9 protein-coding genes are annotated in these 11,372 nt (G+C 66.4%); 4 read left to right on the top strand and 5 right to left on the bottom strand.

What is annotated here, in order from left to right:
* On the bottom strand, window positions 1-943 hold a 943-nt coding region (gene istA / locus LXT12_RS25630), incomplete at its 3' end, for an IS21 family transposase (protein WP_349255050.1).
* A 131-nt stretch (window positions 944-1,074) separates the two neighbouring features.
* On the opposite strand from istA, the gene LXT12_RS25625 reads away from it, so the two are divergent.
* From LXT12_RS25625 to LXT12_RS25610, 4 genes are all read left to right on the top strand, one after another.
* Window positions 1,075-1,242 carry a hypothetical protein gene (locus tag LXT12_RS25625; RefSeq protein WP_233395182.1) on the top strand — a complete coding sequence of 56 codons (168 nt, stop codon included), beginning with the start codon at window positions 1,075-1,077 and terminating at the stop codon, window positions 1,240-1,242.
* 130 nt (window positions 1,243-1,372) lie between these two features.
* Window positions 1,373-1,969: a DUF6088 family protein gene (locus LXT12_RS25620; RefSeq protein WP_233395181.1), complete on the top strand. Its 597-nt coding sequence runs from the start codon at window positions 1,373-1,375 to the stop codon at window positions 1,967-1,969.
* Window positions 1,962-2,987, top strand: a complete 1,026-nt coding sequence (locus LXT12_RS25615) for a nucleotidyl transferase AbiEii/AbiGii toxin family protein (RefSeq protein WP_233395180.1) — start codon at window positions 1,962-1,964, stop codon at window positions 2,985-2,987. The genes LXT12_RS25620 and LXT12_RS25615 overlap by 8 nt, the downstream gene beginning before the upstream one ends.
* A gap of 411 nt (window positions 2,988-3,398) precedes the next feature.
* A complete protein-coding gene (locus LXT12_RS25610; RefSeq protein WP_233395178.1) occupies window positions 3,399-3,695 on the top strand; it encodes a hypothetical protein in 297 nt (98 codons plus the stop codon).
* Window positions 3,696-3,705: 10 nt separating this feature from the next.
* Here the strand turns inward: LXT12_RS25610 and LXT12_RS25605 are convergent, their stop codons facing one another.
* The 4 genes from LXT12_RS25605 to LXT12_RS25585 all read right to left on the bottom strand — a co-directional run bounded on the left by LXT12_RS25605 (window position 3,706) and on the right by LXT12_RS25585 (window position 11,179).
* The gene (locus LXT12_RS25605) at window positions 3,706-5,319 is read right to left on the bottom strand and encodes a methyl-accepting chemotaxis protein (protein WP_233395177.1); all 1,614 of its coding nucleotides are present in this window, start codon (window positions 5,317-5,319) and stop codon (window positions 3,706-3,708) included.
* A gap of 138 nt (window positions 5,320-5,457) precedes the next feature.
* Window positions 5,458-7,023: a methyl-accepting chemotaxis protein gene (locus LXT12_RS26995; RefSeq protein ID WP_304622789.1), complete on the bottom strand. Its 1,566-nt coding sequence runs from the start codon at window positions 7,021-7,023 to the stop codon at window positions 5,458-5,460.
* Between the two features lie 110 nt (window positions 7,024-7,133).
* A complete protein-coding gene (locus tag LXT12_RS25590; protein WP_233395175.1) occupies window positions 7,134-8,858 on the bottom strand; it encodes an ABC transporter ATP-binding protein/permease in 1,725 nt (574 codons plus the stop codon).
* Window positions 8,855-11,179 (bottom strand): TonB-dependent siderophore receptor, encoded by a 2,325-nt coding sequence (locus tag LXT12_RS25585; RefSeq protein ID WP_233395172.1) that lies wholly within the window; start codon window positions 11,177-11,179, stop codon window positions 8,855-8,857. The genes LXT12_RS25590 and LXT12_RS25585 overlap by 4 nt, the downstream gene beginning before the upstream one ends.
* Between the last annotated feature and the right edge of the window lie 193 nt (window positions 11,180-11,372).

Here is an 11,372-nt window from a genome sequence, read left to right as displayed (position 1 = left end):
ACGGCTTCAAGGCCGGCGCATCCAGCGCCGCGAACGCCGCAGCTCGGCAACCCGGCAGCTTCTTGAACGGCCGCTGGTTGAGGTCGATCAGCAGCTGGGCGATGGCGCGGTTGAGTTCGACCAAGCTGAAGAAGCGCCGATGTCGCAGCCGAGCCAGGATCCAGCGCTCGACCACTTGCACGCCCACCTCGACCTTGGCCTTGTCCTGGGGGCGGCCGGGGCGTGCCGGCAGCACTGCCACGCTGTAGTGCTCGCCCAGCTCCTGCATCAGCCGCGCGGTGACGGGCTCGTAGGCATCGGGGTTGGCGATGAGCGCGCGCGGCTGGTCGGGCACCAGCAACTTGGGCACGCCCTTGATGAACGTCAGCGTCGCGATGATGGCGCCTACCCAGTCGGCCGCGGTCTGCTGCCAGGTGGCGCAGGCGTAGGTGTAGTTCGAGGCCCCCAGCACGGCGACGAACACCTGGGCGCGGCGGATCTCGCCCGTGCTGGCGTCCACCACCGGCACCGTCTGTCCTGCGTAGTCGACGAACAAGCGTTCGCCGCCAGGGTGGATTTGGCGCATTGAGCGCTTCAGGCGCTTGGCCCAGGCGCGGTACTTCTCGCAGAAGGCGCTGTAGCGGTAGGCCGCCTCGCCGGCGCCCGCGCTGTATTCCTCCCACAGCAGCTGAAGCGTGACGCCGGGGCGCTTGAGCTCCTGGTGCAGCGATGCGTAGTCGGGCTCGCGCCGGGTGCTGCTACGTGGCCGCGGTGGCGGGTACAGCCGCGCCTGCAGCTCGTCGTCGCTGAGCGTGGCCGCCTGGGGCCACCCAACGCCGGCGTCGCGCGCATACATCGCGATCTCGCTGACGGTGGTCTTGCTGATGCCCAAAGCGGCGGCCACCTGCCGGGTGCTGAGGCTGGCGTCGGCCAGCAGTTGCAGTGCTTGTCTGATCTTGCTCATAAGGACCCTTGGTGTGGGCATCGCCTCTCCCGGCCAAAAAGCCGGGCAGCCTATGCCTCGTTGGGTCACTCAGGACACCCTCCCGGTGTCCGCGATCAGTTTGGAATGCTGTCCGCCATCAGCGTGGAACGGTGTCCGCCATCACGGCGGAATGCTGTCCGCCATCACAGCGGAACGGTGTCCGCGATCGCATGGAATACGCAGGCAGCAAGCCGTGGCGCTACCTGCTGGTCCCGCACGATGAAATCAAGGAGTCGGACCGACTGACCGCCTTCCTGCGGTTCGAGCAAAAGGCTTGAGGGAGATACAGAACCACTGTTCGCGCAGGCGCCGGATGGCCAAGTCCTGCGGATTTGGCCGCTGACCGACAACTGGCACCGCTAGCAAACGTCAGAAACGACGATAAAATTCTGACTAGGTGACCCCGCCATGAGCACACTCCCTCGTTCCATCCTGTCGCACGCCGAATCCCTGCCCGAGGGCGGGTTGGTGTCGCCCAAGGAGTTTCTGCACCTTGGCAGCCGAGCAGCGGTTGATCAAGCGTTCTCGCGACTGGCCAAGGAAGGCAAGTTGCTTCGGGTGGCGCGTGGAACCTACGCCACACCGGTCTCCAGCCGGTTCGGGACGCGCGCACCGGCTCCCGAAAAGGTCGTGCAGTCCCTGGCCGCGCAAAGCGGTGAGGTGGTCACGCCGCACGGCGCCAACGCGGCCAATGCGCTGGGTCTGACCCAGCAGGTGCCGATTCGCGAGGTCTATCTCACCTCGGGGCGCAGCCGCAAGCTGAAGCTCGGTCGCTACGAGGTGACGGTCAAACATGCCCCCCGCTGGATGCTGGCGCTGGGGGCCGGCCAGGCCGGGTCGGCCGTGCGAGCGCTGGCCTGGATGGGCCCGTCGCATGTGCGCGAGTCGCTGGCCACCTTGAGGCGAACGCTTCCATCCACGGAATGGCAGACGCTGACGTCGGGGCGTGCCGGCCTGCCCTCATGGATGGCCAGGGCGATCGGCGAAGAAGCGGTTCGTGGCTGAGTCTTACTTCTCCCTCAGCGACGCGGACCGGGCCGAAGTCCTCGAAGTGGGCCGGGAGCGGACCGGCCGCCCGGCCCATTTGCTGGAAAAGGACGTCTGGGTCGTCTGGACGCTCGGGACGCTGTTCGGATCGCCGGTCGGTACGGACCTGACGTTCAAGGGCGGCACGTCGCTCTCCAAGGCCTACCGCATCATCGACAGGTTCTCGGAAGACCTCGACCTGACGTACGACATCCGCAAGCTGATCGCCGAGCTGACGGGAGGCAAGGAGTTCTTGCCGGCCAGCCGCAGCCAAGCCAGCAAGTGGATGAAGGCCGTGCGCGACCGGCTTCCGGAGTGGATCGCTGGCACGGTGCAGCCCGTGATTCAGGATGCACTCGACCAGGCGAAGCTTGGCGCGAGACTGGAAGTCGCAGGTGCGGACAAGGACAAGTTGCTCCTTCACTACCCAGCGGTCAAGCAAGGGACCGGCTATGTCGCTCCGGTCGTCACACTGGAGTTCGGCGGCCGGGCGACAGGTGAACCCCACGCCGCCATGCCTGTCACGTGTGACATCGATGGCCACGTCGACGGCGTGACGTTCCCGACCGCATTTCCTGTGGTGATGAGCGTTGCCCGGACCTTCTGGGAGAAGGCAACCGCCACGCACGTCTATTGCGCTCAGGGCCGGATCCGAGGCGAGCGCTATGCGCGGCACTGGCACGACCTGGCCGCCATCATGCGGAGCACGCACTTCGATGCCGTCGTCAAGGATCGCGAGGTCGCACGCGCGGTCGCTGAGCACAAGTCGTATTTCTTCCCCGAGAAGGATGCCGCTGGCAATACGGTCGACTACTTCGCTGCCATCTCAGGCGCCCTGCACGTGGTGCCGGAGGGCGAAGCACGCGAGGCCCTCGCTGCCGACTACGCCGGCATGCTCGAAGACCAAGTCATGGTGGGCGACGCACTGCCCTTCGAAGACCTTATGCGGGCCTGCGCGGAAGTTGCAGCCAGAGCCAACGGAGCCGCGAAGCCTTGAGTAGCCGGCCAGGTTGAGCGCCACCGGCCGCCTCGGCGCTTACTGCGCGAACGGCGCCGACTTACAACGGCCTCCTGAAGTCCCTTCCGCTCGTCGCCATCTCGTTGCAGCCATCGCGCAACGGACAGCGCACCGCGCGAAGCAGTCTGCGGCATCAGGAGCAGCGGCGGTCCCGCGGCCGGCGTGACACCAAGCGCGGCGACTGGCGCGACGGTCGAGCCGCTGCGATAGCTTCCTGGCGTGCCCGCCAAAGGGCTTGGCCGGTGGTCGGGGTAACGAGCGGGCCATGAGCGCGCAGTGCCACCGATCAGGACCGGCCTGCTCGCCAAGCGGGCCGTCGCGCGCAGCGCAAGGAATCAGGCCGCGATCCGCGACCACCGGGGGGCGCCTTTAATCGCCAGGCGCAGAAACATGCCGATCGAAGCGCAGTTGCGGACCTACCGGAATGAACGGCGCGACACGCAGGCGGAGGACGACGTCGGACGGCAGTTGTGCCAGGTGGCGCTGGAAGCACGGTCCGACGACGACGTGCAGCAGGTGGTGGCCTTACCTGAGCAGTCTGATCTCGGGCGCCGATCGCTGAACTCAGCCGTCGCTGCGCCAGAAAGCCCGCCGCTCACCGCCGGCAGTGCCCCGCCCGCAACCGCCAAGTTCGCTGTCACGGCCGCACTTCGGCGCCCGGCAGGCCCGCATAGATATGACTGCTAGTCACTCCCCCTCATTCCCGGTCCGTACCAGACCTGCGCAACGCCACGGCATCGATCTCCGCCAAGCTCTCGTCCTGCGGCAACAGGCGGAACACGCGAATAGCATTGTGAACCCGGCCGACCTGCTCGCTCATCGCACTCGCCGAGGCGGCCAGTTCCTCGACCATGGCAGCGTTCTGCTGTGTAAGACTATCCAGGTGCTGGACGGCCTGGCCGACTTGGCCCACGCCGGCCGACTGCTCGCGGCTGGCGTTGTTGATCTGCTGCAGCGCGCCGCTCACACGGGTCACGGCCTGCATGACCTCGTCCATGCGGTGCCTGGCCTCGTCGGCACGCAGGCTGCCCGCCTCGATTCGCTCGCGCGACTCCTCGATCAACGCGCGGATCTCCTTGGCCGCCGCACCGGTGCGCTGGGCCAGGGCCCGCACCTCCGCGGCCACCACGGCGAAGCCCCGCCCTTGCTCGCCGGCCCTTGCCGCCTCGACGGCAGCATTCAGCGCCAGGATGTTGGTTTGAAAGGCCACGCCCTCGATGACCTGGATGATGTCACCCACACGGCGCGACGAGTCGGCGATGTCCTGCATGGTGTCGTAGACGTGGTGCACCGCCTCCTGGCTTCGTTGGGCTATGCCGGCAGTCCCGTGGGCAAGCCGGGCCCCTTCATCGGCCAGCTCCGAGGTCTGACGGACCGTGCCGCTGATCTCGTCCATGGCTGCGGCCGACTCCTGCAGGCTGCCGGCCTGGGACTCGGTGCGGGCGGAGAGATCCCGGCTGCCTGCGGAAATCTCGTGCGAGGCGTCGAGCAGGTGGACCACTTCGTCGCGCACGTCGCGCACGACGGTACGCACCGACGCCGTCAACTGCGCCAACGCCAGCTGCAGCTCCCGTACCTCGCCCTGACCATGCACCTCCACCTGGCTGGTCAGGTCGCCGCCGGCTAGCAGGTTGGCCGTCTCCACCACGGCCCGCAGCGGCCGCAGCAACAGGCCAGTTAAGCTCGCACAGGCCAAGCCGACCGAGGCGGCAGCCGCCAGCAACTGCGCCCAACCCGGTGCGGCAAGCCAAGCAGCGAGAAGAGGCCCGGCAGCCGCGAAGGTGGCCAGCCCGGCGATCTTGGCTCGCAGCTCCGGCTTGAAGAGCCGCAGCAGTCGACCGGCGAGATCGGCGCGCCGGGCCTGCCCGTGGTGCAGCACATGGATCCGCCGGCCCAACTCGGCCTCGGCGCGCATGCGGGCATACAGGGCGTCGAAGCGGCGCACCTCATTGTCCCCGGGCTTTGTGCGCACGGAGAGATAGCCGACCGTGTGCTCTCCGTCTCGAACCGGGGTGGCATTGGCACGCACCCAATAGTGGTCGCCGTTCTTGCGGCGGTTCTTGACGATGGCCGTCCAGGGCCGGCCCGCCTCGATGGTGGCCCACATGTCGCGGAACGCCTCCTCCGGCATGTCCGGGTGGCGCACGAGGTTGTGAGGCTGTCCGAGCAGCTCAGCGGCGGTGTAGCCGCTTACGGTGACGAAGTTGGCGTTGCAGTAGGTGATCCGCCCTTTCAGGTCCGTGATCGAGATCAGCGTCTGGTCTGCTGGGAACGCGTAGTCCCTCTGGGTGACAGGCAGGTTCTTGCGCATGGACTCCTCGCGACAGAAGTAAGCAACCGGATCCGGCAATTGCCGGCCTCATCCCGAGTTCCTGGCTCGACCGGGCGACTCGGCCATGCTCAGTCAAGCGGCACCGGCCGAGCCCCAGCGCCTTGTTCATTGAACGCGCTAAGCCCCGGGGGGCAGCCTGAAAACCGAGACGGCTTCGACGAGCTGTTGGGCCTGGCTACGCAGGCTCTCGGCAGCCGCAGCGCTTTCCTCCACGAGTGCGGCGTTCTGTTGCGTGGTCTGGTCCATGGCCGTAACCGCCTCGCCGACCTGCTGCACACTGGTACTTTGCTCAAGGCTCGCGGACGTGATCTCGGCCACGATGCTGCTCACGCGGTGGATCGATGCAACGATATCGTTCATCGTCGTGCCCGCCTGATCGACCAGCGAAGTGCCCTGCTCCACCTGTTCGACGCTGTGGCTGATCAGCACCTTGATTTCCTTGGCGGCCTCGGCGCTGCGCTGGGCGAGGCTGCGGACCTCGGATGCGACGACCGCGAACCCCCTGCCCTGCTCTCCCGCACGCGCAGCCTCGACCGCGGCATTGAGAGCAAGGATGTTGGTCTGGAACGCGATGCCGTCGATGACTCCGATGATGTCGTTGATCCTGCGGCTGCTCTCCGTGATGCCCTGCATGGTGGCAACGACCTTGTCGACGACTTGCCCTCCTTCGGAAGCAATAGCGGAGGCGCTTCGCGCGAGCTGGTTGGCCTGCTGTGCGTTGTCGGCGTTGTGCCGCACTGTGCCGCCCAGTTCCTCCATCGTCGCGGCGGTCTGTTGCAGCGCGCTGGCCTGCTGCTCGGTGCGACTCGACAGATCTTGATTGCCCTGGGCGATCTGGACGCTGGCCGTGGCCACGCTTTCGGCGTTCCGTCGCACGCCGATCACCACTTCCGCGAGGCTGGCCTGCATTCGCGAGAGGTTGGCCATCACGCTGGTGGTGTCCCCTGACTGCAGGCCCACTTCGATGCTCAGGTCTCCCCGCGCCACCCGATCAGCCACTGCCACCGCGCTGCCGGGCTCCCCGCCAAGCTGGGCAAAGAGATTGCGCGCAAGGAGCACGCCAAGGACGCCTGCAAGCGCGCAGAGGGCGGCGCCGCCAAAGAGAAGCGTGTAGGTCGTGCTGGAGGCCGAAGCCGCCAACTGCTCATGCCGGCGGGACAGCAGCGCGGACTCGGCCTTCTTGAACTCCGCAATGCCGGCACGGAAGGCATCCATGGCCGACTTGTCCCTGCCCAACTCGAAGTCCTCCGACAACTGCCTGGCGGACAGGTTGCCAGCGTTGACGTCGCGTCTCTCGGAGATCAGCGCCATGGCGACGTCCATGAAGGCGTTGCGGTTGGCCATCAGCCGGTCCAGCCGCTCCTGCTGGGCTGGGTTGTCCGCGGTGAGCGACCTGGCCCTGTCGAAATGCACGGAGAAATCCTTGGTTCCCTGGTTGAAGGGCTCGAGGAACTTATCCTTCCCGCTGACCACGAAGCCGCGCAGACCTGTCTCGATGTTGACCATGCTGAGCAGCAGGTCTTCAGACGCGGTCAGCACCTCGTAGGTATGGGTGTTCCAGTTGACCGTGTCGATTAGCCGATGGGTATTGACGAGCGCAACGGCGATCAGCGCACCGGCGAACGCCAGTAGGCTCGCAAACGTGGCGACCAGCTTCTGCTTCAAGGCCCATGACTTGTTCATCGTCTTCTCCAAGGCATTGAATCGGCAAGAGCCACAGCGGAGCCCAGGCTGGGCGCGGCTGCATGGCCTGGCGCGACGGTCGCACGGAGCGCCGCGCGCCGCCGCGCCCTTCATGGAGCGCGTTCAGAGGCACCGCCCGGCGGCGGGGCCATGTCCAACACGTGGTCGTGGTACTGGATCAGCGCGCTTCGGTGCGCGACGCTGACAAGCGCGCTGTCGGGCAGCGCAGCGATCAGCGCCAGGTAGACATGCGCTTCGCTCTTCTCGTCGAGGGCGCTGGTCGCTTCATCGAGGAACAGGAAGTCCGGACGGTGCAGCAGCGCCCGCGCGATGGCCAGACGCTGTTGCTCGCCACCGGAAAGGCACTGCTGCCAGCGCTGCACATCGGCCAGCGTATGCCCCCGCGAATCCAGGCCGACGACCCGCAGCACTCCGAGGCAAGCCTCGTCGTCGAAGTCGTCTGCATCGGCGGGGTAGGCAAGAGCGCCCTTCAGCGTGCCGTCGGGGATGTAGCTACGCTGCGGCAGGAACATCATCGAAGCGCCTGCCGGCAGCCGGATGGCACCACTGCCATAAGGCCACAGACCCGCCACGGCGCGAAGGAAGGTGCTCTTGCCGACACCGGAAGGCCCGCGTACGAGCCAGCGCTCACCGCGGGCAAAACGTTGCGGCGGCAATTCGGCCAGCGGTTGCTGCTGCGGCGTGAGCAGGCGGACGACGGCACTGCTCACCTCGGCCTGGGGTGCCGTCGTGACGTGGATGCCGCGCGGCCGGGACTTCGCCTGTTCCAGGGCCTGCATGAGGTCCTGCAGCCGAGTGCAGATGGCCACCCAGGACGCGATGTTGAGATAGGCCTGGTTCACGAAGCTCAGCGTGTTGTTGAACATGCCGAACGCGCTGATGATGCGGGTCATGCCGCCCATCGTGATCTCACCAGCCAGGTAGCGGGGCAGCGCACCGAGCGTGGGGACGGGCTGAAAAACATGTCCATAGGCGGACTGCACGAAGCCCACCTTGAACGTGCGGGCCACGACGGCCAAGGTGTTCAGACGCACCTGCTCGAAGCGCGCCGCAAGACGGCCCCGTTCGCGCGGGCCGCCAACGTAAAAGGCCACCTGCTCTGCGTTCTCGCGCAGTTGCATCGCTGTGTGGCGCAGGTCGGCTTCGACGGTCTGCTGCTGCACGGTCAGGTCGATCATCTTGCGGCCGATCCAGTGGGTCAGGCCTAACTGCAGCCCCGTATAGAGGAAGGCCAGGAATACCATGTAGCCCGGAATGGACACCTGCCAGCCCGCCACTTCGAACGACAGCGTGCCGGACAGCGTCCACAGTAGGTAGCCGTAGGTGACGGCGTGAACCGCAACGGAGACGAAGCTCAGGCCAAGGTGGATGCTCTTCTCGGTGAACAGCCGGACGTCCTCGGCGATGCGTTGGTCGGCATTGCTGAGTCGCCCGTCGCGCTCAATGTCGTAGAAAGCGTGCGCCTCGGTCCAGCGGTCCATCAGCCTGCGTGTCAGCCAGGTCCGCCATTGCAGCGCCAACAGGCTGTGCAGGGCCTGATCCACCATGCTCAGGCTGCCGCTGGCGACGCCAACGGCGGTGGCCACGGCCAACGCAGTGATCAGGGAGTGCCATTGGCGGTTGACGAGCGCGTCGGTGACATCCCCCGTCAGTTTGTTGGCCCAGACGGCCAGATAGACGCCGCCGAACATGATCGCCAGCATCACGGCGGACTTGAGGAACGCGCCGACGCGCTCTTCCCGGGCAAGCCAGAACGGCAGGATCAGCGCCCACCGGGAAGGCCGCCCGTGGGCGGCAGGGTCAGCATGCGTCACTTGAAGTCCCGCTTGATGGTGAGCATGTAGTTGCGACGCTCCATGACGGGAATGAAGGAGCTGCCAGCGGTGGTGGCATAGAGCAGTCGGTTGCCGATGTTCTTGACGCCGAACGTGGTGCTCCAGGGGCCGTTGTTGTAGAAGACGCTGGCGTCAATCTGGGCCTGGCCGGGGACGTACAGCATGTAGCGTGCGTCGGTGGTGCCCTTGGAGTTGGACGATGCGCTGACGCCCACGCCGAAGCCCAGGCCCCTCCAGGCGGCGTCTTGCAGGTCATAAGTAGCCCACAGGCTCATCTTGTGCTTGGGCAGGCCGGTGTAGTTGGCGGCCGGATTGCCCACGTCCTTTGCCGTGGTGAACGTGTAGTTGAACAGGGCATTCAAGCCGCGCGTCACCTGCCCCTGGGCGTCCACCTCGACGCCGCGCGCGAGCTGGGCGTCGCGCACGTTGTAGCAGTTGCCCGGCCGGTAGTAGACCGTCGTGTTGCTCTGCGCCAGCTCATAGGCGGCCGTCGTCACCGAGAGCTTGCTGTCGAACAGGTCGAACTTGGCGCCGACCTCGCGGTTGCGGGTCGACTTCGGCGGAACGAAGCCTCCGTCGCAACTCGGCAGCGTCGAAGGCACGAAGCCTTCTGCGTAGTTGGTGTAGAGCGAGACTTCGGGCGTGAGCGAATACACCAGCCCCACGCCAGGCGTCGTCCTGCGGACGACCTTCTGGGGGCTGACGGAGACCGTTGCCGGAGGAATCAGCACGGTACTCTCGTTGGCGTAGCGCGTGCTGCGCAGGTTCGCCAGTAGGCTCCAGTCGCCCCAGTTCATCAGGTCCTGCAGGAAGGTGTCGTACTGGGTCGCCTTCTGGTCCAGGATGTTGGACAAGGTGGACGCGTCGGCGCGCAGGTCGCCAAACGGTGCGCCAGTGGCGGGCGGGTAGACCTTCACTGTGGTGTTCGGCCCCGACCATTGCGGCTGGTGCAGCCGCGTCTCGGTATGGTCGAAGCCCAGCGACAGCTTGTGCGTCACCTGCCCGGTGCTGCCCAGGATGCGCAGGTAGTGGTCGCCGCTGGTGGAGTTCTGGTTCTGTTCGCTGCGCCCGGCGAAGAACAGGACGCTACCGTTCGGAGCATCATTGGCGGCGCCCGTGGCGTAGCCAAGGCCCGCAGGCGAGCGCACATGGACCTCGGTGTCCTGCAGGGAGCGGTTGAGCCGGCTGATCAGCGTGACCGAAGGGCTCAGGACCTGTTCGAGCTGGTAGAACGCGCGGCGCTGCCGCGTCTCGAAGCCGTCTTCCGGGCGGCCCAGCATCAGTTCGGGCACGGGCATGATGACACCATCACGGCGTCCGAAGGTGTATAGGGGCACGGGGCCATGCTGCTTGCCATAGGAGGCCCCCACGATCAGGTCGGTAGTCTGGTCCTTCCAGCGCAGCTGCGGCAGGAAGGAGTCGTCCTTGCGGCCGTCGAAGCCGGCGGCGTTGTCCCTGGCTTGGCTGTGCGCAGCGATCACGCGCATGCTGAGCCGGCGGTCCTCCGTGACGGCGCCGGCCACATCGCCCGCGACCGTGAGGTCGCCATGTGACCCGTACTGCAACATCATGCTGCGGATGGGTGCAGCCTGCGGCTTCTTGATCACGACATTCACACCGCCGCCGAGGGAGCCGGCACCGGTCAGGATCGCCTGCGGCCCCTTGAGCACCTCGATCCGCTCGACGCCGAAGACGTTGCTCATGGCCGCCGAGTTGTCGGCGACGCCGTTGACCATCAGCGCGGTTTCGCCGAAACCCCGGATGCCGAAGGTGGGCGACCCTTGGGGTGACTGCTTGAAGCTCATGCCGCTGACGTTGGCCAGCGCGTTCTGGATCGAGGTCATCTGCTGCGTCTCGAGCACCTTGCTGGTGATGATCGTGACACCGCCGGGAATCTCCATCAGGTCTGAGCCGCTTCTCGTGGCGGTATCGGACCGGTCAGCCTTGAAGCTGGTCTCGGCCTGGTCGCGGCGGGCGACGACAAAGACAGTGTCAAGCTTGTTGGCCACGGCCACCCAGTAGCCCGTCGCCGTTGCCCTGGCCTCCACGTCGTTATCACCGATGGCCATCGCCAGTGCATCCGACAGCATGAGCGTGCCAGACACCGCCGGGGCGCGTTTACCGGCCACGGACTCGGAATCGAAGGTGATCGTCACGCCGCTCACACGGCTGATCGCCCGCAACGTTTCGGCCAGGGAGGCCGCCGGCAGGTCGAAGCGGTGGGTCTTCGCTGTTGCGGCGGCTGCCGCGGGAGTCTGCGCCGAGGCCGGCACCGCACACAGGGCGAGCACGCCGAGCATGACGGCGCCAGACGAATGGCGTACGAAGCGGGGGGGCGATCGACTCGGCATGTCCTGGCTCTGCTGGGGGTTGCGATGGAGCGAAAGTTATCGCCGATCAGATCGCCGCATCGGGACAGTGAACCAGTTGCCGCGCCCATCTGTCATGTTTGTGTCATCATGACAGTCGATCCATGATGGCACACGCAAATCT

Source organism: Pelomonas caseinilytica (assembly GCF_021353235.1).
Taxonomy (GTDB): Bacteria; Pseudomonadota; Gammaproteobacteria; order Burkholderiales; family Burkholderiaceae_C; genus Pelomonas; species Pelomonas caseinilytica.
The sequence above is the reverse complement of the archived record's forward strand: the minus strand, read 5'-3'. Positions and strand labels throughout refer to the sequence as shown.